At 48.8% G+C, this 25,905-nt stretch carries 26 protein-coding genes, 2 tRNA genes and 1 CRISPR repeat array; of the genes, 23 read left to right on the forward strand and 5 right to left on the reverse strand.

All coding sequences use genetic code 11. From position 1 onward, the window contains the following. The coding region (locus L691_RS28365; protein WP_036736253.1) for a S1 RNA-binding domain-containing protein at window positions 1-244 on the forward strand (244 nt) is incomplete at its 5' end. A 148-nt stretch (window positions 245-392) separates the two neighbouring features. On the opposite strand, the gene L691_RS0108825 is transcribed toward L691_RS28365, so the two are convergent. Then, on the reverse strand, window positions 393-1,370 hold the full coding sequence (locus L691_RS0108825; protein ID WP_084654002.1) for an S-layer homology domain-containing protein: 978 nt from the start codon (window positions 1,368-1,370) through the stop codon (window positions 393-395). A gap of 775 nt (window positions 1,371-2,145) precedes the next feature. Between L691_RS0108825 and L691_RS33485 the strand changes: the two genes are divergently transcribed. From L691_RS33485 to L691_RS0108880, 12 genes are all read left to right on the forward strand, one after another. After that, entirely contained in the window at window positions 2,146-2,256 is a 111-nt protein-coding gene (locus L691_RS33485; RefSeq protein ID WP_084654004.1) for an RNA polymerase sigma factor, read from the forward strand. 57 nt (window positions 2,257-2,313) lie between these two features. Next, window positions 2,314-2,730, forward strand: a complete 417-nt coding sequence (locus L691_RS33490; RefSeq protein WP_025690054.1) for a sigma factor-like helix-turn-helix DNA-binding protein — start codon at window positions 2,314-2,316, stop codon at window positions 2,728-2,730. Beyond that, the gene (locus L691_RS0108835; protein WP_025690055.1) at window positions 2,699-5,143 is read left to right on the forward strand and encodes a CRISPR-associated helicase/endonuclease Cas3; all 2,445 of its coding nucleotides are present in this window, start codon (window positions 2,699-2,701) and stop codon (window positions 5,141-5,143) included. The genes L691_RS33490 and L691_RS0108835 overlap by 32 nt, the downstream gene beginning before the upstream one ends. Before the next feature lie 149 nt (window positions 5,144-5,292). Continuing rightward, a complete protein-coding gene (cas5c, locus tag L691_RS0108840; RefSeq protein ID WP_025690056.1) occupies window positions 5,293-6,012 on the forward strand; it encodes a type I-C CRISPR-associated protein Cas5c in 720 nt (239 codons plus the stop codon). Beyond that, the gene (cas8c, locus tag L691_RS28370; RefSeq protein WP_036736255.1) at window positions 6,009-7,877 is read left to right on the forward strand and encodes a type I-C CRISPR-associated protein Cas8c/Csd1; all 1,869 of its coding nucleotides are present in this window, start codon (window positions 6,009-6,011) and stop codon (window positions 7,875-7,877) included. Before cas5c ends, cas8c begins: the two co-directional genes overlap by 4 nt. Before the next feature lie 3 nt (window positions 7,878-7,880). Further along, complete coding sequence (cas7c, locus tag L691_RS0108850) at window positions 7,881-8,750, forward strand: type I-C CRISPR-associated protein Cas7/Csd2 (RefSeq protein ID WP_025690057.1); 870 nt, start codon at window positions 7,881-7,883, stop codon at window positions 8,748-8,750. Continuing rightward, entirely contained in the window at window positions 8,737-9,396 is a 660-nt protein-coding gene (cas4, locus tag L691_RS0108855) for a CRISPR-associated protein Cas4 (RefSeq protein WP_025690059.1), read from the forward strand. The genes cas7c and cas4 overlap by 14 nt, the downstream gene beginning before the upstream one ends. Beyond that, entirely contained in the window at window positions 9,393-10,424 is a 1,032-nt protein-coding gene (gene cas1c / locus L691_RS0108860) for a type I-C CRISPR-associated endonuclease Cas1c (protein ID WP_025690061.1), read from the forward strand. The genes cas4 and cas1c overlap by 4 nt, the downstream gene beginning before the upstream one ends. Before the next feature lie 10 nt (window positions 10,425-10,434). Next, window positions 10,435-10,725, forward strand: coding sequence for a CRISPR-associated endonuclease Cas2 (gene cas2, locus L691_RS0108865; RefSeq protein ID WP_025690062.1), 291 nt, complete (start codon window positions 10,435-10,437; stop codon window positions 10,723-10,725). Between the two features lie 182 nt (window positions 10,726-10,907). Then, window positions 10,908-13,348: direct repeats of the CRISPR family, unit length 32 nt; unit sequence GTCGCACCCCATGCGGGTGCGTGGATTGAAAT. 304 nt (window positions 13,349-13,652) lie between these two features. Beyond that, entirely contained in the window at window positions 13,653-14,399 is a 747-nt protein-coding gene (locus tag L691_RS0108870; RefSeq protein WP_025690063.1) for a DeoR/GlpR family DNA-binding transcription regulator, read from the forward strand. A 3-nt stretch (window positions 14,400-14,402) separates the two neighbouring features. Next, window positions 14,403-15,314, forward strand: coding sequence for a 1-phosphofructokinase (gene pfkB, locus L691_RS0108875; protein WP_025690065.1), 912 nt, complete (start codon window positions 14,403-14,405; stop codon window positions 15,312-15,314). 65 nt (window positions 15,315-15,379) lie between these two features. After that, on the forward strand, window positions 15,380-17,353 hold the full coding sequence (locus L691_RS0108880) for a PTS fructose transporter subunit IIABC (protein WP_025690066.1): 1,974 nt from the start codon (window positions 15,380-15,382) through the stop codon (window positions 17,351-17,353). A 110-nt stretch (window positions 17,354-17,463) separates the two neighbouring features. On the opposite strand, the gene L691_RS0108885 is transcribed toward L691_RS0108880, so the two are convergent. After that, window positions 17,464-18,018, reverse strand: a complete 555-nt coding sequence (locus tag L691_RS0108885; RefSeq protein ID WP_332249070.1) for a CGNR zinc finger domain-containing protein — start codon at window positions 18,016-18,018, stop codon at window positions 17,464-17,466. A gap of 144 nt (window positions 18,019-18,162) precedes the next feature. Here L691_RS0108885 and L691_RS0108890 point away from each other — a divergent pair, with 144 nt between their 5' ends. Next, window positions 18,163-18,657 carry a DinB family protein gene (locus L691_RS0108890; protein WP_025690068.1) on the forward strand — a complete coding sequence of 165 codons (495 nt, stop codon included), beginning with the start codon at window positions 18,163-18,165 and terminating at the stop codon, window positions 18,655-18,657. Window positions 18,658-18,837: 180 nt separating this feature from the next. Further along, on the forward strand, window positions 18,838-19,005 hold the full coding sequence (locus L691_RS31905; protein ID WP_156934200.1) for a hypothetical protein: 168 nt from the start codon (window positions 18,838-18,840) through the stop codon (window positions 19,003-19,005). Window positions 19,006-19,139: 134 nt separating this feature from the next. Here L691_RS31905 and cmpA read toward each other — a convergent pair whose 3' ends face one another. Together cmpA and L691_RS0108905 are read right to left on the reverse strand one after the other, a co-directional pair. Further along, window positions 19,140-19,256 (reverse strand): cortex morphogenetic protein CmpA, encoded by a 117-nt coding sequence (cmpA, locus tag L691_RS31910; protein WP_090834029.1) that lies wholly within the window; start codon window positions 19,254-19,256, stop codon window positions 19,140-19,142. Window positions 19,257-19,406: 150 nt separating this feature from the next. Further along, window positions 19,407-19,766 (reverse strand): hypothetical protein, encoded by a 360-nt coding sequence (locus L691_RS0108905; protein ID WP_025690069.1) that lies wholly within the window; start codon window positions 19,764-19,766, stop codon window positions 19,407-19,409. A gap of 127 nt (window positions 19,767-19,893) precedes the next feature. Between L691_RS0108905 and L691_RS0108910 the strand changes: the two genes are divergently transcribed. Next, window positions 19,894-20,382 (forward strand): SprT family protein, encoded by a 489-nt coding sequence (locus L691_RS0108910; RefSeq protein WP_025690071.1) that lies wholly within the window; start codon window positions 19,894-19,896, stop codon window positions 20,380-20,382. 44 nt (window positions 20,383-20,426) lie between these two features. On the opposite strand, the gene L691_RS0108915 is transcribed toward L691_RS0108910, so the two are convergent. After that, window positions 20,427-20,855 carry an Lrp/AsnC family transcriptional regulator gene (locus L691_RS0108915; protein WP_025690073.1) on the reverse strand — a complete coding sequence of 143 codons (429 nt, stop codon included), beginning with the start codon at window positions 20,853-20,855 and terminating at the stop codon, window positions 20,427-20,429. Between the two features lie 131 nt (window positions 20,856-20,986). On the opposite strand from L691_RS0108915, the gene L691_RS0108920 reads away from it, so the two are divergent. The 7 genes from L691_RS0108920 (at window position 20,987) to L691_RS0108950 (ending at window position 25,807) form a co-directional block, all read left to right on the forward strand. After that, window positions 20,987-21,742, forward strand: a complete 756-nt coding sequence (locus L691_RS0108920; protein ID WP_025690075.1) for an MBL fold metallo-hydrolase — start codon at window positions 20,987-20,989, stop codon at window positions 21,740-21,742. Between the two features lie 44 nt (window positions 21,743-21,786). Further along, a tRNA-Asn gene (locus L691_RS0108925) sits at window positions 21,787-21,862 on the forward strand. 7 nt (window positions 21,863-21,869) lie between these two features. Further along, window positions 21,870-21,961, forward strand: a tRNA-Ser gene (locus L691_RS0108930). Between the two features lie 579 nt (window positions 21,962-22,540). After that, entirely contained in the window at window positions 22,541-23,368 is an 828-nt protein-coding gene (locus L691_RS0108935; RefSeq protein ID WP_408634740.1) for a branched-chain amino acid ABC transporter permease, read from the forward strand. 12 nt (window positions 23,369-23,380) lie between these two features. Next, entirely contained in the window at window positions 23,381-24,349 is a 969-nt protein-coding gene (locus L691_RS0108940; RefSeq protein ID WP_025690078.1) for a branched-chain amino acid ABC transporter permease, read from the forward strand. Then, window positions 24,318-25,100 (forward strand): ABC transporter ATP-binding protein, encoded by a 783-nt coding sequence (locus L691_RS0108945; protein ID WP_025690079.1) that lies wholly within the window; start codon window positions 24,318-24,320, stop codon window positions 25,098-25,100. Before L691_RS0108940 ends, L691_RS0108945 begins: the two co-directional genes overlap by 32 nt. A 5-nt stretch (window positions 25,101-25,105) precedes the next feature. Further along, a complete protein-coding gene (locus L691_RS0108950; protein ID WP_025690080.1) occupies window positions 25,106-25,807 on the forward strand; it encodes an ABC transporter ATP-binding protein in 702 nt (233 codons plus the stop codon). The last annotated feature ends 98 nt before the right edge of the window (window positions 25,808-25,905 follow it).

Raw genomic sequence — 25,905 nt, forward strand, 5'->3', positions numbered from 1 at the left:
TGAGGATTTGGCGCCGGGCATGGAGCTGCAGGGTACGGTGCGCAATGTCATCGACTTCGGCGCCTTCGTCGATATTGGCATCAAGAATGACGGGCTGGTGCATATTTCCCAGCTTAGTTCAAGCTTCGTCAAGCATCCGATGGACGTCGTATCCGTTGGCGATAATGTGACCGTCTGGGTCCTCAGCGTCGATCTCAAAAAAGGCCGGGTCAGCCTGACCATGCGCCCGCCGCGCGGCGAATAAAAAAACCTCCGGTTCGCTCCGGTCCAACCAGCAAGAAGGTTGGACCGGGAAGCGTTCTGGAGGTTTTTTTGATTCCTGACGGGAAAAGTCCCGGACCGGAAGGAAAGCTGCCGCCACTACCACCTTCCCGCAAGCTTGGTACGGAGTCTCAGAACTGCGGAGAGTCCGGCTCCGGCGGCGTATACGATCCGGGCACAGGCTTGGCGCTAGCCGAATAGCCTTCCGGCAGATAAGCAACGGCTGTCGCTTTGGATATTACCTGTGCATACATGCCCGGTCCCGGCTTGGTGACTTCATAATAAATGACAGCCTTTTTCCCCTCGCCAAACTCGATTTTTGAAATCGACAGGCCGTAGCCCGGGTTGGGCAGATTGCCCACCGTTATCGACACTTTGTTCACGCCGTCAGCCGCTTTTTCCACCTTGATGTCTGCGGGCGAGCTTACGGAATCGTCTCCATTGTTGGCCGTTCCCGACATGTGCTGGACAAAGGCCCTCGCATCATGCACCCAGGCGGCTGCCTCCGAACGGGTAACGGCGTCATCCGGACGGAATTTGCCCCCATTTTCCAGCGAAATAATACGCATGTTGAGGAGCGTCTGGAGACTGCTGCTTACCTCCGCGCTCAGCTTGCCGCCATCGGCGATATCGACATACATTAGAGTTACCGGAAAATCGCCCTTGGCCTTCAAGGCCGCATCCAGCAGCTGTGCAAAAGTGGCGCGGGAAACCGCCGCATTCGGATTGACCGTCTTGTCAAGCGGCAGGCCATTCTGGACGGCAATCAGGAAGGAAGAGGCATACCATGACTTGTCCTCGACCTTGGCAAAATAATCGCTGGCCTTGGACGGACTGCCCGGCACCGGATTTGGCTTAAGCGCAAGCCCGCTGACGATTAGCTGGATGGCTTGGCCGTATGTCATTTTGGACTTGGGAGCAAAGAGCTGACTGGTCACTCCGTTAATCACCCCGGATTCATGCAATGCGTTAATCTTGGCTTTAGCTGGATCTCCCTTCAGGTCGGAAAAAGCGAAAGCCGACGCCCCGAATAACACCGACGCCGCCAAAATCCCGCATGCTATGGTCATTTTTTTGGCATTATGCCTAAATGTGTATCTACTCATCATTATTCACCTCTTATCTTCATAGATGCCCAATACGGCGAAAAGGTTGCAGGGAGGTGAAAGATTGTCCAACTTTTAAGTGCGAACCCCAAGTGCACATGAAAATCCCGGGAGGTTCGCACCCCTTGCGGGACAAGGGATTTCGCGGTATTTTGTATATATTGGGCCGCTTTATTTTGCCCCTTACAGAGGTTCGCACTTTTTGGGGCTGAACCCCTTGCGGAAAGGTTTTTTGGGGTACCTGTCGCTCCCCGTGGTGAATTCACAGATTGAAATACCTATGTAGGCCAACTGTGCCATCGATAGGGAGGGATATTTTCACTTGAACGCGATTCTTGGGCTATCCCATGTTGTGTTCCGTCAGAGCAGCCGTGGACGCTTAGCCTCTAAATTGTCAGAAAATTCTGAGAGAATTCAAGTTAGTGAAGCCGTTTTGCTGCCGTATTAATAAAATGGGTCTTCTGTCATCCCCCTTAGAACGGCAGAACAAGGCTGTTCTCCCTGTTAATGTTCGGGAGCGGCCTTTTTTTCTTTGTCGTCGATGTGCGAAAGGCACTTTTTTTCAAACTCTATGTGTTATTAAGATATAAAGTTAAAGGGGGCTTCATTCGCCAAGCGAAATATTGGAAAGCACCGAGTTGGAATCATTGATTGTTAGGATTCAAGAAGGAGACACAGCACAATATTCGCTGATTGTAAGAGCATACCAGCAGCAGATTTTCGGCTATTGTTATTGGTTGCTCGGCAATAGGCAGGAGGCGGGGGATGCGAGGATGCGGTGCAAGATATATTGGTCAAGACCTTTCGTGCTATTGGGCGTTACAAGATTACTGTGAATTTCTCGGCCTGGCTCTATCGCATTGCATATAATCATTGTCTTAACTTGTAACGGAGGCAGAGGCTGCATCGAAAGCTTATACCCACTTTAGGTTCGGGAAAGGAGACGGTGGGACCGGAACAGGAACTGGAGGAACGGGATATTCTTATGCTCAGGGAATTCCAAGAGAAGAGCTATGTAGAGATGAGTGATATTCTTAATATAAGTGCAAATGCACTGAACAAGCGGATGAAGCGAATCATTCGAAAGGTCCGGCAGGAAATGAAACCAAAGGGGGCAGTCCATTTGAGAAGAGATGTCGGTCATGAATACCGAGATATAATTCAAGCTTCAGTCGACACGAAGCGGATACCTCAAATTGATGTGGAGGAGCAGGTCATGCAGCGCATTTCGCGGTTGGGGATTAAAAGCCAAGCACCGCTCACGAGGGGTGGAAACAAATCGGATATTTCCTATTCTCGTTATGAAAAAATGCTTACTTGGAGGGAAAGAAATGGAGTATATTGCCCACATCCGGGAAAGTGACAAGAAGGTGCAGACTGTTGCTGAGCATTTATTAGGAGTACAAGCATTAGCAGAATCGTATGGTGACAAAATAGATGTTAGACATATTGCTGGACTCGCTGGCATGCTTCATGACTTGGGGAAATACACAGAAGAATTTAAGAACTACATATTAATGGCTGTGAATAATCCTAATGCTGCACCGAAAAGAGGCAGTGTGGATCACTCCACCGCAGGCGGAAAATTACTATTCGAGTTATTCCATGACCCATCAAAAGACAATTCAAGTCGAGCGGACAGCATAAATAAGGTAATTTTGGCTGAGGTTGTAGGGAATGCGATCATATCTCATCATTCTTATCTTCAAGATTTTTTGAATCCCGATTTGGAATCTAACTATCTACAGCGCGTTCGTGACAAGAAGCTTGATGAATTTGATCGGGCAAAAACTAACTTTTTTAAGCTTGTCATTAATGAGGCGGAATTTAGTCGATATGTTGATAAAGCTGCCGTTGAATTGGATGCATATCTTAAGAAAGACTCTTCGACAAGCAGGGAACATCAATTAATGCTCCTGACAAAATTTATTTTTAGTGCCTTGGTAGATGCAGACCGGACGAATACCCGTTGTTTTGAAGAAAACAAGCTCGATGAATCTGTGAATCAAGAAGAATTATTTAAAGTATATTACAAGAGATTGATGGCAAAAGTCGACTCATTCGCGGAACAAGACGGTGCCCAATCGCCTATTAATCTTCTAAGAAGAGAAATGTCGGATCAGTGTGACCTATTTGCGTTGAGGTCCTCTGGCATTTATACCCTGTCGATACCCACCGGCGGAGGAAAGACACTGGCAAGCTTGAGGTATGCACTACAGCACGCCATCCATTCTCAAAAAGAACGCATTATTTACGTCGTGCCCTTCACAACCATTATTGAGCAGAATGCAGAAGAAGTACGTAAAATATTATTGGATGAGGCTCACATTCTAGAGCATCACTCCAATGTGGTAGAAGAAACGAATGAGGATGATGAGCAAGAAGATGGTGTAATAAATTTACAACTAAAATTAAAATTGGCTAAAGATAATTGGGAAGTGCCGATTATTTTTACGACGATGGTTCAATTTTTGAATGTGTTTTATGCCGACGGAAGCAGAAATATTCGAAGGCTGCATAACTTAAGCAAGTCGGTCATTATATTTGATGAAGTACAGAAAGTTCCCGTTCCATGTGTTTCTCTGTTTAATCAGGCCGTAAATTTTCTGAAAACCTATGCTGATTCCAGCATCGTACTTTGTACGGCCACTCAGCCTGAATTGGATTTTGTCCAATATAAGCTGAATATTGAACCGGAGACTGAAATGGTAGGAAATTTGAATCATGTCAATGAAGCATTCAAACGGGTGGAAATTGTTGATAAGGCAACGGGTGAGCAGGTTGACAACGATAAGCTCGCGGATTTCATCATGGCGAAGATCAGAGAGGTTCAGAGTGTACTGGTCATCCTAAATACGAAAACGGTCGTAAAATCATTATACCGTCAACTTAAAAAACAAGAAATGTCCATTCCTGTTTATCATTTGAGCACGTCAATGTGTGCGTTTCACCGGAAGCAAATTCTGACAGAAGTAAAAACGCATCTTGAAAATAGAAGTCCTGTAATCTGCATCAGTACACAGTTAATCGAAGCTGGGGTCGATGTGAGCTTTAAATGTGTTATTCGCTCCCTGGCCGGATTGGATTCGATTGCTCAAGCGGCAGGCAGATGTAATCGGCATGGCGAGGAGCGGATACAACAGGTTTATATTATTGATCATGAGGAAGAAAATTTGAACCGTCTGAAAGAAATCAAGGCAGGTAAAGAGATTTCGAGGAAAATTCTCATTGATTTAAAGCGGGATCATACCTGTCATGGAGGGGAAATTCTGTCTGTTGATGCCCTGAAAAAATATTTCCAAGAGTTTTATACAGCCTTTGAATCGAGCTTAAATTATTCTATTCCCAAACTGGGCAAGGAAATGACGGAGTTACTGTCATCCCAAAAAATAGACAACATGTACTATCAAGCTTATTGCAGCCAGTATAAGAAACGGCCGCCTTTGTTTTTAGCCAATAGTTATAAAACAGCAGCCGAGCACTTTCGTGTCATTGACGATCATACTACCTCAGTTATTGTCCCTTATGGGGAGGGCAAGGACATTATTTCGGAATTAAACGGACAGCGAAGCATTCAGGACCTTACACGTTTGTTGCGAAAGGCTCAGCAATACACAATTCATCTATATAGCTATGAAAAAGAGCAATTAAACAATAATGATGATTTGGTCTCTTATCTTGATGGGAAAGTGTTTGCTTTGAAAGAAGGAGCCTATCATCAGGAATATGGTCTAAACCTTGAGAGTGATAGTCCATTTGATTTATGTTTTTGCTAATGTGTTCCATAGTGACGATTTATCATGACTTAGGTCTTAAATCTATAAGACCTTTATACCAATAACTATATTGACAGAGAGTAGTACGCAGGAATATTATGGTTATAAAGACACTTTTGAAACATATAAGGAAGGGGGCGGAAGAACTGATGAGGAATGGGATTGAATTCAAAGTTTTTGGAAAATACGCACTATTCACCGATCCTCTAACTAAACTGGGTGGGGAGAAATTGACCTACAGCGTCCCGAGTTATCAGGCATTGAAGGGGATCGTGGAAGGGATATATTGGAAGCCTACGCTGCTTTTTGTGATCGATGAAGTCCGTATTATGAACCCCATACGCATGGAATCCAAAGGCATTCGCCCTATGGATTACGGAGGGGGAAATACACTTGCCAATTATACCTACTTGAAGGACCCTTGTTATGAAGTTCGCGCCCATTTTGAGTTCAACTTGAACCGTCCTGAGCTTGCGCATGACCGCAACGAACACAAGCATCACAATATTCTTAAACGTGCTCTTCATGCTGGAGGAAGAAGAGATATTTTTTTAGGCTCCAGTGAATGTCAAGCTTATGTAGAGCCTTGCGTTTTCCAAGAGGAACCTGGATTCTATGATGGTTACGGGGATATTCATCTGGGGAATATGGTGCATGGCATCAATTATCCCGATGAGACCGGCAGAGATGAGATGGAGGTACGGCTATGGAATCCGGTTATGAAGGACGGTATTATCCGATTCATCAGACCGGAAGAGTGCACCCAGGTTCGCAAGATCGCTGATATGAAACCGAAGCTGTTCGATAACAACAATGTCCAGGCGGCGGATGAACTGCTTTCGCAAATAGAAGCGGGGGGGAATTCATGAACTGGCTATTAAACTTGTATGAGACCTATGAATCCAATCTGGATCGGGTTGGAGCCATTGAAAAAAAATATAACGATCGTGAGTATACGCTACTGCCCCTCTCTCACACCACACAAAACGCGCATATCGCGGTTGAGATCACGGAAGCTGGCGAATTTCACTCCGCAACGGTAATAGAAAAGGGCGATGCAAGCACATTGATTCCTTGTACGGAGGAATCAGCCAGCCGAGCTGGATCGAAAGTAGCACCTTATCCGCTCCATGATAAGTTAAGTTATGTGGCCGGAGATTTTGTAGCATATGGCGGAAAGATAAAAAAAGAAGAGCCTTTTGGAGCTTATATTAAACAACTGGAGGAATGGGCGCACTCACCGTATGCTTGTGCCAAAGTAAAAAGTATCTATAGCTACCTAAGCAAGCGGCAATTAATAGAAGATTTAGTGGCTCACAACATATTGTATCTTGATGCAGACGGTTACCTCATAGACAAATGGGAGAAGAAGTTTGAAGCTTTACATAAAGAAAAGCCGCCTATATTCTCATTGGTTTCCGGTGAACAAGAAAGCGCCTTTATTCGATTTAATGTATACTCACCCGATAAAATTCTAAGCAAGGTTTGGAAGGACCCGGAGATGTATGATTCTTTCATTCGATACTACAGTCATTTATTGGGTAAAGATGATTTTTGTTACGTCACAGGAAAGATGCTCCCAAGCACAGAAAGGCATGCGAACAAAATCAGACATTCGGCAGACAAGGCGAAGCTGATATCGGCTAATGACACCAGCGGGTTCACGTTTCGCGGGCGTTTTACTCAAAGCGGCGATGCCGCTAGTATTAGCTACGAGGTATCTCAGAAAGCGCATAATGCATTAAAATGGCTGATTAATCGTCAAGGAAAAATAATCGATCAGCGGGTATTTTTGGTATGGGGAAATGATGATCTCGACATTCCGGACCTTACAGAAGATTATTATTCCTTTGATCCTGAGCCGGCAGAGGTAAAAGTACAAAAAAGTTATACAAACAAAGAGTTTGCGGATGAAGTGGCTAAGGCTTTGGATGGCTACAGGAATAAACTGTCTTCCGAATCAAAATCAGATGTGAATATTCTCGTTCTTGATTCCGCAACAACCGGACGTCTTGCCGTATTATATTATCGCAATATGGATAAGGATCTTTATTTGGATAAGCTTACTGAGTGGCATTCTACTTGCGTGTGGCTTCACCGTTATCGTAAGAATGAACAGGATGAGCGGATTGAATTTTACGGAGCGCCAGCTACAAAAGACATTGCCTTTGCCGCGTATGGCCCGAAGGCAAATGAGAAAGTAGTCAAAGGGCTAATGGAACGTATCCTTCCTTGTATAGTGGACGGTCAAAAAATTCCGCAGGATATTGTCAAAAGCGCTTTTCATCGGGCATCTAATCCTGTAGCGATGGAGAAATGGGAGTGGGAAAAGACACTCAGCATTACATGTGCCTTGATTAATAAACAGGAGGGTTACAATATGCCGCTAGACACAGAAAATGATGATCGTGACTATTTATTTGGACGACTACTGGCTATTGCCGATGTCTTGGAAAGACGTGCATTAGATAATGATGAGAAGCGTTCCACGAATGCCATACGGTACATGAATTCTTTTTCCAGGCATCCCGAAAGAACCTGGAGAACAATACAAGCGTGCTTACAACCGCACCAGGCAAGACTTGGAGCCAGAGTAACATATTATTCCAGCTTAATTGATGAAGTGGCTTCAAAAATCTCGATCAATGATTTTAATAATAAGCCCTTATCCGGAAAATATTTATTGGGCTTTTACAGTCAGCGGCATGAACTCTATAAAAAGAAGGAGAACTAGAACATGACCACTTTAGATCACAAAATCGATTTTGCTGTTGTACTATCCGTTACGAAAGCAAACCCTAACGGCGACCCTTTGAATGGCAATCGTCCGCGGCAAAACTATGACGGTTATGGAGAAATTTCGGATGTTGCTTTGAAACGGAAAATAAGAAATCGTCTGCAAGATATGGGACAATCCATCTTTGTTCAGTCCAATGATCGGAAGTCTGATTCATATAACAGCCTGAGGGAACGCGCCGATGCCAATGCCGAGTTAGAGAATATACTAAAATCTAAAACCGGATCAAGTGACGATTTCGCCAGGATTGCCTGTAAAGAATGGCTGGATGTACGCAGCTTCGGTCAAGTCTTTGCATTCAAAGCAGATAAAGGAGCTGGGGTTTCAGTAGGAGTAAGAGGTCCCGTATCCATCCATACAGCAACAAGTGTGAGTCCAATTGATATTACAAGCATGCAAATTACAAAAAGTGTGAACTCCGAGCCGGGGAAAGACAGAGGATCAGACACGATGGGTATGAAGCACAGAGTGGACTTTGGTGTTTATGTTTTTTACGGAAGCATTAATACGCAGCTAGCAGGGAAAACCGGTTTCACCTATGAGGATGCAGAGAAGATCCGCGAGGCGCTGGTTACCCTGTTTGAAAATGATACTTCCTCGGCGCGTCCGGACGGCAGCATGGAAGTCAATAAAGTCTACTGGTGGGAGCATAAGTCCGGCCTAGGGCAATATTCTTCTGCCAAGGTGCATCGTTCTCTTCGAATTCATTTAAATGAAGGCGTTGCTCAGCCCAAATCCTTTGAGAATGATTACACCTGCACCCTTCAGCCGCTGGATGGACTGGAAGTGCGGGAATATGGCGGATTATAACGAAGATGACTATTTGCTGCTCTCGGGAATTCAGCATTTCAACTTCTGCCGTAGACAGTGGGCGTTGATACATGTTGAACAACAATGGGAAGAGAATGTCCGCACGCTGGAAGGTACATACGTTCATCGAATTGCGGATCAACCTCTTCATCGTGAAAAAAGAGGGAATAAACTGATCGTGCGTGCATTGCCCGTCCATTCCGGGACGCTGGGCATTACGGGGATATGCGACGTGGTGGAGTTTGTACAAGATCCGGCGGGAATACCGCTTTCGGGGGAGGAAGGTCTGTATCTTCCGTATCCGGTTGAATACAAACGGGGCAAGCCTAAGAAGAATGATTCGGACCGCTCCCAGTTGATTGCCCAACTGATGTGTCTGGAGGAAATGCTGGCCTGCGACCTTTCACTCGGCTATCTCTACTATAATGAAACCAAGCACCGGGTTGAAGTGCCCGTTACTCTGTCAGACCGTGAGCAGGTCAAGGCGGTTTTGCAGGAAATGCATCATTATTTTGCGAAAAAACATACACCTAAGGCAAAGTCAGGGCCGCATTGTCAAAGCTGCTCCCTGCATAACGTGTGCCTGCCGGAGATGCTGAAGAAGCGGTCCGTTGCCAGCTATATTGAAAGCAGGTTGAGCGAATGAAAAAACTGCTGAATACGTTGTTTGTGACGACACCGGACACTTACCTGTCACTGGACGGTGAGAATATTGTCATCCGGCAGGAAGAGAATATCCTGGGGCGCTATCCTCTGCATAATCTGGAAGCTGTCTGCACATTTGGGTACGCGGGGGTAAGTCCGGCATTGATGGGTTCATGCGCTGAGCGAAGTATCGGTCTGACTTTTATGACCCGCAACGGGCGTTTCTTGGCTAGAGTGACCGGTGAGAGCAGAGGTAATGTGGTGCTCCGCAAGGAACAGTACCGGATATCCGACGATGAGCGCCGAAGTGCGCTGGTGGCGAGGAATTTTATTCTCGGCAAAATCTATAACGCCAAATGGATACTGGAGCGTGCCACGCGGGATTATGCGCTGCGGCTGGATATTCCACGAATCAAGAAGGTGTCAGCCGCTCTTTCCGAAAGCATGAATCTGGTTCATAGCGTAGAAGATTTGGATATTTTGCGGGGAGTAGAGGGTTCTGCGGCGGTTCAATACAACTCGGTATTTGATGATCTGATTTTGCAGCAGAAAGACGATTTTTTCTTCCGTGGTCGGAATAAGCGGCCTCCGCTGGACAATATCAACGCCCTGCTTTCATTTGCGTATACCCTGCTGTCGAATGATGTGAGGTCGGCGCTGGAGAGCGTTGGTCTTGACGCTTACGTTGGTTTTCTTCACAGAGATCGACCGGGGAGGGCTTCGCTGGCGTTGGATATGATGGAAGAACTGAGAGGCGTTTATGCGGATCGGTTTGTTTTATCCTTGATTAATAAAAAGCTTATCAATACGAAGGGATTTTACCGGAAAGAGAACGGCGCGGTCCTTATGGACGATGACACCAGGAAGCAAGTAATTAAGGGTTGGCAGGAGCGAAAGCAGGAGAAAATCATTCATCCTTACTTGAACGAAAAGATCTCCTGGGGACTTGTGCCTTATTCACAAGCGCTGTTGCTGGCGAGGTACATTCGGGGAGATCTGGATGAGTATCCTCCATTTTTATGGAAGTAGGTGTTTTCAGATGCTGGTCTTGATTACGTATGATGTAAGTACAAAAAGCGCGGAGGGCAGAAGACGTCTGTCGCAAGTCGCCAAGAAGTGTCTGGATTACGGGCAGAGGGTCCAAAACTCCGTATTTGAATGTATTGTGGATACGACGCAGTTCCGCCGGCTAAAGTTTGAACTGAAAGAACTGATCGACGAGGAGACGGACAGCCTGCGCTTCTATAACCTGGGAGACAAGTATAAGACCAAAGTCGAACACATTGGCGCAAAAAGCTCATATGACATGGAAAGCCCGCTGATTATTTAAGGTGCGAATGTCAAGCTCCCATGATTTCCCCGGGTCCTTCGCACCTCGAAATCTGTCGAAAAGTAGAAAAATTTCGGTTTGTTGAAAAAAGTCAACCCTGGAGTTATACTTCTTTTGCAACATCTTTGGCGGAAATAGAAGGAACTGATGCCATTCTCAGGTCAATCTTAATCATTTTCGCCGTCGCACCCCATGCGGGTGCGTGGATTGAAATCCACGAGTTTGGATGCTTGATACAAAGGGCGATACGTCGCACCCCATGCGGGTGCGTGGATTGAAATCGTCAACCAAGCCAACGGCATGTACAAAGACGTTGTCGCACCCCATGCGGGTGCGTGGATTGAAATACCGTCCAGGCTAACTACCGGTTACGGCGAAAATGTCGCACCCCATGCGGGTGCGTGGATTGAAATACCAAGAGCAGTTTTGCCACTTGGGCTGCCAACCGAGTCGCACCCCATGCGGGTGCGTGGATTGAAATCGTGGTCATCATAAGGCAACTACCCGCAGGCCCTGTCGCACCCCATGCGGGTGCGTGGATTGAAATAATTAACTGCTGATGAGGTAAAAGAAAAACTAAGCGTCGCACCCCATGCGGGTGCGTGGATTGAAATGGCAGTATTTTGAAGCTGACCTGCAGCCCTAATGCCGTCGCACCCCATGCGGGTGCGTGGATTGAAATATTCGCCCGCCCGAATATATCCAGCTTCGTAATCTCGTCGCACCCCATGCGGGTGCGTGGATTGAAATTGTATCCCTCCGAAGGATAAACGGCAAGGCTACCATCGTCGCACCCCATGCGGGTGCGTGGATTGAAATCCCAGGGGATGCGGTTTATATCCATAATAAACCCGACGTCGCACCCCATGCGGGTGCGTGGATTGAAATCAGAGCGTCGTCCCGTTCGGCTGCTGTACAGCAAAGTCGCACCCCATGCGGGTGCGTGGATTGAAATCTCCCCCTCAAGCATGATTTATCCCATTCATTTCGTCGCACCCCATGCGGGTGCGTGGATTGAAATGGCAATGCGGCAAGCACGTCGTCAGCGGCAGCTACGTCGCACCCCATGCGGGTGCGTGGATTGAAATGATCAGCTCAACACCTTGGCCAAGTCAACGGCGGGTCGCACCCCATGCGGGTGCGTGGATTGAAATACAAATGAATACAGCGCTGGTGCTGCATCTGTTGATTGTCGCACCCCATGCGGGTGCGTGGATTGAAATCCGTTATCATACATCTTTCGTGGACAAATCTTGCGTCGCACCCCATGCGGGTGCGTGGATTGAAATATGATTGACCTACCGTTTGTTCTCAATGATCGTGACGTCGCACCCCATGCGGGTGCGTGGATTGAAATAATCGGACTTTTACGATCTCAGCGCCGACGCCCAAGTCGCACCCCATGCGGGTGCGTGGATTGAAATATTCTCCATTCTGGATTAGTTTGTCTTTCATGTAGTCGCACCCCATGCGGGTGCGTGGATTGAAATATCTTGTTCGTCGTCTTGATCGTCTTACTCAAGGTGTCGCACCCCATGCGGGTGCGTGGATTGAAATAGCTCCCGGTCCACTTGCATGACGATGCCCTTAGGTCGCACCCCATGCGGGTGCGTGGATTGAAATGCTTTCCCCCGCCCTCTCTCTTTGACAAAATAAAGTCGCACCCCATGCGGGTGCGTGGATTGAAATTGTGAGCTAAGGAACCGAGACCATTTATGGCTATATGTCGCACCCCATGCGGGTGCGTGGATTGAAATCTGCCTTCTTTCTTGCTTTAAACCACGCAGAGGGCGTCGCACCCCATGCGGGTGCGTGGATTGAAATCAGATGGTAAGATTGGATACTTATTTGGTAGAGAGTCGCACCCCATGCGGGTGCGTGGATTGAAATATTGGCTGACGTAGCGACGGCCGTTGGTAACTGGTGTCGCACCCCATGCGGGTGCGTGGATTGAAATCCCTCAGCAGAGAATTCGACTATATATTTGTAATGTCGCACCCCATGCGGGTGCGTGGATTGAAATTATGTCGCCTAGGCGTTGACTTAACAATAAATCAGTCGCACCCCATGCGGGTGCGTGGATTGAAATCTCTAGGAGACGAACGAGTGCTGGAAGCGAAGGTGTCGCACCCCATGCGGGTGCGTGGATTGAAATCGGTTGTTTGCCGAGCAGGTCAACGGAGGTCTGAGTCGCACCCCATGCGGGTGCGTGGATTGAAATCTACATTACAGGATTATAACAACTTCAGTGCTTGGAGTCGCACCCCATGCGGGTGCGTGGATTGAAATGCGCCGTCCTTGAAGGCGTAGTACATCCTCACAGTCGCACCCCATGCGGGTGCGTGGATTGAAATGTCTTGCGGTGGCTGCTAGACACGATCTGGAAACGGTCGCACCCCATGCGGGTGCGTGGATTGAAATCTCGATGCGCAAGAACAGGCAGCAAAGGAGCGCCTGGTCGCACCCCATGCGGGTGCGTGGATTGAAATAATCCTATCTGGATCGAGCGGCCGTCAAGGTAGAGTCGCACCCCATACGGGTGCGTAGATTGAAATATCCGCAGTCTCTGTTAGGCTTAGCAAATACACACCGTCGCACCCCATGCGGGTGCGTGGATTTAAATTCGTAAAACCTAGCTGTATCATGCTCTTACTGAGTCCCACCCCGCACGAGTGCACAGACCACCACTAATAACCAAAGCTTCTAACAAGATGACGAACCCTGGCTTTTTATAAAAGTAAACTGAAAAAATCATTTTCTATACGCTAATGTATAAAAAATAAACCGACTCGCTACCACGACATGGGAGCAAAAAGTAAGCGTTCACAACTTTGTAACGAGGCTTGAAGAATTTTGATGGATTTTGGATAATAATGATTGTTTTTTGCTTGATTTATGTTACTATATGGTCAGTTGGAGGAATGAAGATGCTGACTGAAGAACGCCACGGAATGATAATACAGCGCTTACAAGAAAAGGGCGTCGTCAAAATGCAGGAGCTGACGGAAATGCTCGGGGCTTCGGAATCGACGGTACGACGGGATTTAGTTGATCTTGAGAGCCGTAATTTGCTGAAAAGGGTACATGGCGGAGCTTCGCTGCTGCCTCATAAAAGCCAGGAGCTCGGCATGGAGGAGAAAACCTCCAAGAACATTCAGCAAAAAAACTCCATTGCCTCTTTAGCCGCTGCTCAACTGCTTGATGGTGAATGTATTTATCTAGATGCGGGAACAACAACGTTAGCAATGATTTCCCATATTGACGCTAAAGGTGTGACCGTCGTGACCAACGGCTTGTCCCACATTGAAGAACTGGTTAGGAAGCAAATCCCCAGTTACCTTCTCGGCGGTATGATGAAGAGCCATACCAAAGCTGTAGTCGGAAGCATTGCGCTTCAGAATATGGAGAACTTCCGTTTCGATAAATGCTTTCTGGGCACAAATGGCGTAGATGCCAAAATGGGTTATACAACGCCTGATCCCGAAGAAGCGCTGATTAAGAGACGGGCTCACCAGTTATCCGGCAAAACTTACGTGCTTGCGGACTCCAGCAAATTTGGCGAAGTCGCTTTTGCCAAACTGTTCGACTTGCAGGAAGCTGTTGTGATAACGGATACCGTTCCGGAAAGGCTGCGCCAATCCATCGCAAGTAAAACCAAAATAATTGAGGGGTAAATTATGATCTATACTGTAACGCTTAACCCTTCCATCGATTATATCGTGGAGGTTGAAGACCTGAAGCTCGGCAACTTGAACCGGATGAAGCGGGATTTGAAGCTTCCTGGCGGCAAAGGGATTAACGTTTCCCGCGTGCTGGACCAACTGGGGGTCGAAAATACGGCTCTCGGATTTCTCGGGGGGTTCACCGGCCGGTTTATCGCGGACAAATTGCGTGAAGACTCGATCAAGAGTGATTTTGTGTTCGTAGCGGATGACACCCGGATCAACATTAAGCTCAAACACGGGGACGAGACGGAAATTAACGGCCTTGGTCCTGTAATCCGCGACGAGGAGGCGCAGCAGCTGCTGGACAAACTGTCCCATCTGCAGCAGAACGACATTGTCATTTTGTCAGGAAGCGCCCCGCCTTCGCTTGGAGGAGATTTCTATCAAAAGCTTACCCGTGCCTGTGGACAGTCCGGAGCGGAGTTCGTCATCGACACAACCGGCAAGGCTCTTATGAACGCTCTGGTTCATAAACCGCTGCTGGTTAAGCCGAACCATCACGAGCTGGCCGAGTTGTACGGCGTTACGATTAACTCTGTGGAAGAGATCATTACGTACGGCCGCAAGCTGCTGGAAGAAGGCGCGAAGCATGTGCTGATTTCCATGGCCGGCGAAGGCGCTTTGCTCATTACCGAACAAGAGGTGTACCGCGCTACGGTGCCGTCCGGGACGGTGAAAAATTCAGTAGGCGCGGGAGACTCAATGATAGCCGGATTTGTCGGAACGCTGTTTCTTACGGGAGATCCGATTGAGGCTTTTCGTGCAGGAGTTGCCTCGGGAAGCGCCACTGCATTCTCCGATGACCTGGCAACGAAGGAGGAGATTGAGCGGCTGCGCCCGCAGGTTCAGATCAGTAAGCTGTAACTAGTTGGAAAGTCATTTGCAAGACGTGTGATGCACACCTATGAATTCAAGGGAGTTGAACTTATATGAGAATTACGGACCTGATGATCAAACAGACAATGATCATGGATTTGAAGGCTACAACCAAAGAGGCGGCAATTGATGAATTGATTGCCAGCCTTGCCGCAAACGGCCGGATTAACGATCCGGTGCTGTTTAAGCAAATGATTCTGAAGCGTGAAGAAGAGTCCAGCACGGGTATCGGCGGCGGGATTGCCATGCCTCACGCCAAGACGAAAGCCGTCAATGAAGCGACGGTTGTATTTGCGAAAAGCGCCGGCGGCGTGGATTTTGAATCTTTGGACGGTGAACCGGCGCATCTGTTCTTCATGATCGCCGCTCCGGAAGGCGCGGCTAATACGCATCTGCGTACGCTTGCCGCCTTGTCCCGTCTGCTGATCGACGTTGAATTCATCGACCAACTGAAGAATACCAAGACGCCGGATGACGTAACGGCACTCTTCGACGCCAAACAGGAGGAGCAAGAAGCGGCCAAAAAGGCGGAAGAGGAAAAAGCCAAACAGGAAGAAAAAGCAAAAGCAGAGCAGCCGGCAGCAAGCGGAATGATCGTCGGCAATCCAAGTAATATGGAAGCGTTTGTAGTCGCCGTTACCGCGTGTCCGACAGGCATTGCCCACACCTTCATGGCTGAAGATGCTCTTAAGAAGAAAGCCAAAGAGATGGGAATTAATATCCGCGTCGAAACCAACGGTTCCGAGGGCGCGAAGAATGTGCTGACCCCCGATGAAATCCGCCGGGCGAGCGGTGTTATCGTGGCCGCCGACAAACAGGTGGAAATGGCCCGTTTCGACGGCAAGCCGCTGCTGCAAAGACCGGTTAGCGACGGCATCCGCAAGCCGGAAGAACTGATTAGCAAAGCGGCTGCTGGCGATGCTCCGATCTACCGCAGCCAAGGCAAAGCCGCTTCGGATGCGGCGCCTGCGGGCAAGCCCAGTGTCGGCAGCAAAATCTATAAAGATTTGATGAACGGTATTTCCCATATGCTGCCCTTCGTGGTCGGCGGCGGTATTCTACTCGCAATTTCCTTCTTGTTTGAACAGATTGCAAGTGTAGATAATCCGATTGTTAAGCTTCTGCAAACCATTGGCGGCGGAGACGGAGCATTCCACTTCCTGATTCCGATCCTCGCCGGTTTCATTGCAATGAGCATCGGTGACCGTCCTGCATTGATGCCCGGTATTGTCGGCGGCTTTATGGCGGCGAGCTCCAATGCCGGTTTCCTTGGCGGTCTTGCCGCCGGTTTCCTGGCCGGTTATGTTGTTCTCGGATTGCGCAAGGTGTTTGCGGGCATCCCCAAGACGCTTGACGGTCTGAAACCGATTCTGCTGTACCCTGTATTCGGTCTGCTGGTTACCGGCGCCATTATGTACTACTTGTTCGATCCGTTCTTTAGCTGGATCAACACGGGCCTCATCGAGGTTCTGAACAATCTTGGAACTGGTAACGCCGTTCTGTTGGGGCTTGTCCTTGGCGGCATGATGGCGATTGACATGGGCGGTCCTTTCAATAAAGCTGCTTATACGTTTGCCATTGGCGTCTTTACATCCACCGGCGACGGTGCGATGATGGCGGCTGTTATGGCGGGCGGCATGGTTCCTCCGCTGGCAATCGCACTGGCTACCACACTGTTCAAGAATAAATTCACGGAAGATGAACGGAAATCCGGCATAACGAACTATGTGCTCGGCCTGTCCTTCATCACGGAAGGCGCAATTCCGTTTGCGGCTGCCGACCCGATGCGCGTTCTGACTTCCTGTATCCTGGGTTCGGCCGTTGCCGGGGGATTGACTCAATTTTGGAAAATTAATATCCCGGCTCCGCATGGCGGCATCTTCGTAGCCGCACTCGCAAACCATGCACTGCTATTCCTGCTGGCGGTTGCCATCGGCGCGGTAATCTCCGCTCTGGTATTCGGAGTGTGGAAGAAGCCGCTTGTAGAGAACCAGGTCGAAGTAAATGCTAAACGTTCTTTGGTCTAATATAGAGCGAGAAAGATAATGGTTTCATAATAAAAGCAAAAGAACGGTCCGGGAGAATCCGGGCCGTTCTTTTGTGATATAAGAAAGTATAAGCTGCAAACTGAAGCCGCTCACTGTTCCGCTTTCTTCCGGGCCCGGAAACGGCGGACCTTCATCAGATTGCCGCAGGCTTTATCGTCACAGTAGCGTTTGGACCGATTGCGCGTATCGTCATAATAGACCCAGAGACAGTCGGGATTCTCGCAGATGCGAAATCGCGAAGGTTCTTTTTCTGCCAGGGCAGAGGCAAAAGAAGCGGCGATCTCCGCCATCACCTGTTCCCAGTCAGCTCGCAGCGGCATCAGCGACACTTTAATTCGTCCATCATCGTCTCTTGCCGCTTGCCTCATGACGGGACCGGCCGCCATATAATGGTTCAATTTTTCCGGCAGACCGGCAGGTTCTTTGCCCTCCACTACCTCCCGGACGGTATCGAAAAGATAGCCGCGCAGCTTCTTAAGTTCATCCAATTGCCCGGAGTCCGGCATAGGCAGAGCAGGCAGTTCATGTGCGGACAGCCAAGGCTCCACCCACTGGGGATCTTCCAGACGGTCCGTGTCCTTGCTCTTGTCTCCCGTTCTCCAATCCCGCCAGTAGCTGTTAATGAAATCATCCCACAGCATCATCGATCCTTCCTTTCCTACAGCTACATTGTAACAGTTAAAAATAAGTTTTGCTAGTTACTTGTATTCTGCCCGCTTCGTATGTTACAGTTCTTTTGTAACCATTGTTACTATTTTAGACAGTTACAATTAAGGAGGAAGCTTTACATGCAAAATAAAATTAGTGAGGTTCTGCTCCAAAACTGGGATTATGCGATGGATCAGGAGGATTGGGCGCCGCCGCTGAAGGATGCGCTGGATGGCGTGAGCAGTGAGCAGGCACTCTGGAAGCCCCAGGGAGAAGCCGCCAACTCCATTTGGGAGACGGTCAATCATCTGACTTATTATAAGGATCGGCTGCTGCGGAAGCTGAAGGGCCTGCCCAATCCGCCGTATTTGGAGAGCAATGATGCTACATTTACAGTAACGGAAAGCGGTGAAGAAGCATGGGGGCAGGCGGTTTTCCGTCTCAAACAAGTCCATGCCGACCTGCGTGAGATTATTGAAGCGCTGGGGGAGGGTGTATATGATTGGGGCGGTTCGGGGCATGCTCCCGGGGAAGAAGTGATGAGCCTTATTCTGCATGATGCTTATCATACGGGACAAATTGTGCTGGTTCGCAAGCTGCAGGGCTCCTGGCCATCCAAACGAAGCTTTAATTAGAAAACCCGGCTTGTCCGTAGATCACGGCATGCTTCCGTTAACAGGGTATCCAAACGGGTAACTGTCTTATAAGCCGCACTTCCGCTTCCGCCTGCATCCAGGGAACAGCGGGGGCGGCTGTTTGTTTAAATTTAAATATCTCCGGGTAATGAAGGCTAAAAAGAAAAGGAGCGATCGATCATGGACCCGCGTTACCAACACAGCAGTATGGAAGCGGAACATCTGGAGACTCCAAAGAAAGCAAACTCCAGCCTTATCGCCTCCGCCTTTATCGAGTATGCCGCATACTTTATTATTTTCTTGGGATTCCTGTACTTTCTGGTCATGTATCTGTTTCCTAAGTTCTGATTTCTTCATAAGAACAAAACAAAATCCATCCCTTCACGAAGGAGATGGATTCTGATTGAAAGGCATTTCTAAGGCTTGCCGGGGGCAAACCGGTAACGGCTATCGGACCGTGGGGCGTCGAACCAGACTCTGGCCTAACGCTTTACTGCGGAATCCCGGTAAAAGAACCAGCACTCGTTCAGCAGCTTGATCTGTCTCCGGTCCTTTTTGTAATAGGCTTTCATAAGCTGATGGCTGAGCCATTGCGGCATTGGAATCCCTCCTCTGCGTGCTTGCGTAGGTTAGCATATGTGCAGAGGTAGGCAATGGTGCGCCATGAGCTGAAGATGGTATGAATACCGCCGCAGTCCGGAAGGGTTTTCGAGACCAGACGCTACAGGTGATTCTCTTGCATGCGGATCTTAATGAGCCCGCTCTTCTTCCTCTTCATACCACTGCTCAAGCTGCGCCTGAAGCGCCCGGATTTCCGTCAGCAGGGAGATAAGCGGATAGTTCTGTTCTTGAATGGCGGCAAAAGCCCGCTCCAGCCGATTGATATAATCAAGCCCGGACTCTAATGAATACTGCTCGCGCAGCAGCTCCAGGGAATCGCACTCGGCCACCGCAAGCGGTAAATCGGGCACGTTCTCGGCCGTCAGCTTGTCGATCTCTTTATTCAGTCTAAGATTGAGCGCGCTAAGCTGATACGCATAGTCCTCCGGCATTTCCACGAATTGAAGCTCCTGATTCTGCTGCAAAATTACATACCGCATTTTCGGCATAGTCATTCTCCCTCCGTCCTTGTCTTCCTTCTTGAAGTGTAGCGTATGCGCAAGTTACAATTCAAGTACAGATTGCAGCAAGCGCCGGATGGCGCGTCAAAGAACGGAGCCGGCCAAAATGATGAGCATGACCAACGAAGAACTGCAGCGCTGGATTGAGCGGGTGTCGCGGGAAAGCTTCGGATTACCTTTTCGCCATAAAGCGTCTTTTAACAGCAGACTGTCCTCTACGGGCGGACGTTATTTTATGAAAACCCATAACATAGAGATTAATCCTCATCAGCTTGCGGCGTACGGGCCAGAGGAAACGGAGAAAATTATTAAGCATGAGCTCTGTCACTACCATCTCCATCTGGCAAAAAGAGGGTACCGCCACCGGGACGCCGACTTTAAATCGCTGCTTGCTCGCGTAGGAGGCAGCCGGTACTGCCGGAACCTTCCCGGAGCGAAAGTGCGGAAGTCGATGCCTTACCGCTATAAGCTCATTTGTACGCAGTGCAGCGCGGAATACCTCCGCAAGCGTAAGGTGAATCCGCTGCGCTACCGCTGCGGGAAATGCGCCGGTCCGCTGAAGCTTGCGGTAATTGAAGGGGCCGAGCCCAAAGCGAAGCGATAGAGCGGCAGTGGGCGCTTTTTTAATGGAATATAAACGTTCGCTGCCTATTTTACCTGGCCTATAGCGAGGCTCAACTTATAGTTGCCGTACTTTACCAGGCGGTCGAGCAGCGCGTTCAGCCGTTCCGGGCTCTCTGTGCGCACCCGCATCCAATAGCAGCCCTCGCCGCTGACGCGGTATGCCTCTTCAATCTCCTCCTCGGATGCGACGAACTGCAGGAATGTCTGATGGGCGCTTCCTGAATTCAGGAATACCGTGATCAAGGCATGCACGTTCAGTCCCAGCTTTTCCGGGTCCCAGCCTATCGAATAACCTGTAATTACACCCAACTCCCGCAGTCTGCGAATTCGCGCCCCGACGGCTTGCCCTGTCATATGCACCGCCCTGCCAATCTCTTTGTGGCTGAGTGTGGAGTCTTGCATCAGCTGCCGCAGAATGAGCAGATCGATCTCGTCTAAAAGCGTTTGGCCCATCTTTAAGTGATTTCCTTTCCGAATGAAAATAGATACGCTGTAATCCTTTCACCGCATTATGTACTCCAACCCATGCAGAAAATTATACTTTAATTGTAGCAGAACTCATAAAAAAGAAGGAGTACATCCATATGAAGCTTCAATTAATAAGACATGCGGCTCTTTGGCTGGAGTACGGGGGTTCCGTCTTCCTGATCGATCCAATGCTCGGTGAGCCCGGAGCCTACCCGCCGATTATAAACAGCGACAATGAACGTCGGAATCCGCTCGTCGGCCTTCCCGGCCCAGTGAACACGTGGCTTAAACCGGATGCCGTAATTGTAACCCATTTTCACAATGACCACTGGGACACAGCTGCTGCGTCTCTGCTTGCAAAAGACATTCCGCTATTCAGCCAGGAAGAGGACGGGGAACGGATCAGCGCACAAGGGTTTACTGCGGTTGCTCCTATCCATGAGCAGGCGGAATTCCGCGGAGTCCGGTTAATCCGTACAGGAGGCAGACATGGTACCGGAGAGATCGGGAAGCTGATGGGACCGGTGTCCGGCTTTATACTCCAAGCGCCTGGTGAGCCCGTGCTTTATATCGCCGGAGATACGATCTGGTGTGAAGAGGTGCGGGAAGCGCTGGACCGGTATCAGCCGGGGACCGTGGTCGTAAATGCGGGTGAAGCGCAGTTTGTGAGCGGAGACCCCATTACAATGAATGAACAAGATATAACAAGCCTGTGCGTGCATGCTCCCGCGACGAAAGTGGTGGCCGTCCATATGGATGCGATCAACCACTGTCATCTGACCAGAGATAAACTGCGGGAACGGCTTGAAGCGAGAGGAATACTCGGCAGGGTGCTTATTCCATCGAATGGGGAGGTTCTTGCGCTTGACTGAGGGATGAAATCATGATAAATTATTTCTTGTTCACATCAAAATGTTCCCTGATAGCTCAGTTGGTAGAGCACTCGACTGTTAATCGAGTTGTCACAGGTTCGAGTCCTGTTCGGGGAGCCATTTTCTTGGAGAGATACCCAAGTGGCTATAAGGGGACCCTCTGCTAAGGGGTTAGACTGCGTAAGCGGTGCGAGGGTTCGAATCCCTCTCTCTCCGCCACAATTCTTCTGAATTGTGCGGCTGATTTTTATAATAGAAGAGACAGCTCCCATAAGGGGGCTTTTTTATGTTGGGTACATGTTAGCTTTCGGCTTAACGGCAGAACGACGGTCAGATTTATGATCACTAATTGAAGAAATATGACGTATTAACTCTTTATTTATTTGAAGAATTGATGCGTTAAAGTGAAAAATGTTATATTAAATGTTGCATAATAAAGCTTTGTATTTACTCAGGCAATATATTCCACGCTATTTATACCTTCGTTTTTCTTTCTTTTACGCCATATTCCTCCACTTTTCTAGTTATAGGTTACATTATGTAACTCAATTGTTACATATTAGGTTAGTAATTATAACATCGAATTTCGAATTTTCTTGGAACCCCTCAAAATTTTAGTGACGAAAAAAAGGACATATGTTAATATAGGTAACATCATTAAAAAGAAAGAATGAAAGAGAGAAGAGGGAATAACAATGAAAAAGGGAAAAGGGGATGGCAATGGAGTATTTTATTCAGCAGTTAATTAACGGGATTTCCGTAGGCAGCATTTATGCGCTGATCGCCTTGGGTTATACCATGGTTTACGGGATCATTAAGCTGATCAACTTTGCACATGGGGATGTGTTTATGGTTGGTTCGTTTATTGGACTGTTCAGCGCCAGATATCTGGCATCAGCGGGTCTTCCTCCGGTTTTGGTCCTGATCATATCTCTGATTTTTTCCATGACGATCAGTGCGCTGCTTGGTATCACCATTGAACGTTTTGCCTACAAGCCGCTGCGCAAATCCACACGGATTGCTGCGCTGATTACGGCAATCGGCGTATCCTTTTTGCTCGAATATACCGGCGTACTCGTGCTTGGACCGCAAGCTCAAGGGTTCCCTGATATTCTGGCGAAGAAGCAGTTCCAATTGTTCGGGACTTCCATCCAGGTAGAATCGAACCAGGTTATGATTTTGATTACAACGATTATTCTGATGATTATTTTGCAATATATTGTACGTTATACGAAGACCGGTAAAGCGATGCGGGCGGTATCGTTCGATATGGAAGCGGCGCGTCTGATGGGGATCAACGTGGACCGTACCATTTCGGCAACCTTTGCCATCGGTTCGGCGCTTGCGGCTGCGGCCGGTGTCATCTTTGGCATGACCTACAACTCTGTAGACCCGCTTATGGGCGTTATGCCGGGACTGAAAGCTTTCGTCGCTGCGGTGCTTGGAGGCATCGGAAGCATTCCGGGCGCACTTGTGGGCGGCTTGCTGCTGGGTACGGTAGAGACTGAAATTTCCTCGCTCGGATATTCCTCCTGGCGTGACGGCGTAGCCTTTGCCGTATTGATCCTGATCCTTATCTTTAAACCATCCGGGCTGTTCGGCAAGAATGTCCGGGAGAAAGTATAGGAGGGAAGCGGCGTGAAGAAGATAAATCAGAAATTCTGGCTGGGCATTATCGTCGCCTTGGCCTTATATGGGATCGTGCAAGTTCTGCTAACAACGGGAGTATTGGATGATGTTCAAAGATCGATGCTCCTTCTGATCTGCGTCAACGTTATGCTGGCGGTATCGCTTAACCTGATTAACGGCATTACCGGGCAGTTCTCTATCGGCCACGCCGGGTTTATGTCCGTCGGCGCCTATACTTCGGCAATTCTAACTCTTGATTATGACGTTCCGTTTATCCTTGCTATTCTTGCGGGGGGGATACTTGCTGCGATTTGCGGCGTACTGATCGGGATACCGACGCTTCGTCTGAACGGCGACTATTTGGCGATCGCGACACTCGGATTCGGGGAAATTATCCGGATTATCTTGCTCAACACGGAATACGTCGGCGGTGCTTCGGGTCTCAGCGGTATTCCAGCCAAATCGACATGGACCATCATGTTCTTCTTTATGTTAATTACGGTTGTGCTGATTAATAACTTCATCCGCTCCACTCACGGGCGGGCTTGTCTTGCCATCCGTGAAAATGAAATCGCTGCGGAAGCCATGGGCATCAATACGACGCTGTACAAGGTCATTGCCTTTACACTCGGCGCTCTGTTCGCAGGGATGGCCGGAGGTCTGTCGGCTCATACGTTCTACGTTATCACTCCGGGCAGCTTCAACTTCCTGAAGTCGTTCGAAATTCTCGTTATGGTCGTTCTCGGCGGACTCGGAAGTACGGCCGGTTCGATTGTCGGCGCCGTATTTGTCACCCTGCTGTATACTTACCTTCGGGATTTCCCGGAATGGCGTATGATTATTTATTCGATCGTTCTCATTCTGATGATGATTTTCCGTCCGGGCGGTCTGCTTGGAAGTACGAAATTTTCTCTTAAGAAGCTCGGCAAAAAGGAGGCGAAGGCAAATGGCGGCATCAGCGACAGCAGTGCTTCTTGATGTTAAGGAAGCCAGCCGTTCCTTCGGGGGACTTAAGGCGCTCAGCGAGGTTTCTCTTCATATTAATAAAGGCGAACTGATTGGTCTGATCGGACCGAATGGCGCCGGCAAAACGACGCTGTTCAATCTGCTGACCGGTGTTTACCCGCCTTCCACAGGCAGTATTATCCTTAACAATGAGTCGGTTGGCGGCATGAAACCATACAAGATCAACCACAAGGGAGCCGCGCGCACCTTTCAGAATATCCGTCTGTTTACGGCAATGACGGTGCTGGAGAACGTTAAAATTGCCTTTCACCAGCATGCCAAGCACTCCATGTTCACCTCCATGCTTCGTCTGCCGAAGCACTTTAAGGGGGAGAACGAAATTACGCAGAAGGCGCTGGATATTCTGAAAATATTCAATCTTGATGATCAAAGCGAAGAGCTTGCCGGCAATCTCAGCTACGGCAACCAGCGTCGCCTTGAAATCGCGCGGGCGCTTGCGGCCGGACCGAAGCTATTGCTGCTCGACGAGCCGGCGGCCGGCATGAATCCGAATGAGACGCGTGATTTGATGAATCTCATCGCCTGGATCCGCAAGGAGTTCGACCTTACGATTCTTCTGATCGAGCATGATATGTCGCTTGTTATGGGAGTCTGCGACCGGATTTATGTTCTGGATCGCGGAATGCTCATCGCAAACGGTACGCCGTCCGAAATCCGGAGCAATCCAAAAGTTATCGAAGCGTATTTGGGACAGGAGGCGTAAAGGCTATGCTTAAAGTACAGGGAATCAACGTTTACTACGGAGCCATTCACGCTCTGAAGGACCTCAGCATCGAAGTCAATCAAGGCGAAATCGTCACGCTGATCGGAGCTAACGGCGCCGGAAAATCGACGCTTCTTAAGACGCTTTCGGGATTGCTTAAGCCGAAGACGGGAAGCGTTGAATTTTTGGGTAAATCCATTACGAACCAGAGCGTGCAGGGGATCGTCAAGCAGGGATTGATTCACTGCCCTGAAGGTCGGCGCGTATTCGCAAATATGTCTGTAGAAGAGAACCTGGAACTCGGGGCTTATTTGCAGGATTCCAGCAATTTAGCAGCCGATTTTGAGAAAGTCTATAATACATTCCCGAGACTTCGGGAACGCAAGAAGCAGCAGGCCGGAACACTGTCTGGCGGCGAACAGCAGATGCTCGCTATGGGGCGCGCAATTATGGGGCACCCGAAGCTGCTACTGCTGGATGAGCCGTCCATGGGCCTCGCCCCGCTGCTGGTACAGGATATTTTCAAGATTATTCAGGAAGTGAACGCGGCCGGAACGACCGTACTGCTGGTTGAACAAAATGCGCACCAGGCACTCAAAATCGCCCACCGCGCCTATGTACTGGAAACCGGCAGAGTCGTATTGGAAGGAGACGCCAAGGAATTGGCGGATTCGGAAGAAATCAAAATGGCTTATCTTGGGCACTAACACGGTTATTCCTAATCAGGGCATCACAGAAACAACATATAAATTAAATTATCTGGGAGGCTAGGAGAACAATGAAGAAAATCGGGGCCATTATTTTG

Source organism: Paenibacillus zanthoxyli JH29, assembly GCF_000520715.1.
Lineage (GTDB): Bacteria > Bacillota > Bacilli > Paenibacillales > Paenibacillaceae > Paenibacillus_AQ > Paenibacillus_AQ zanthoxyli.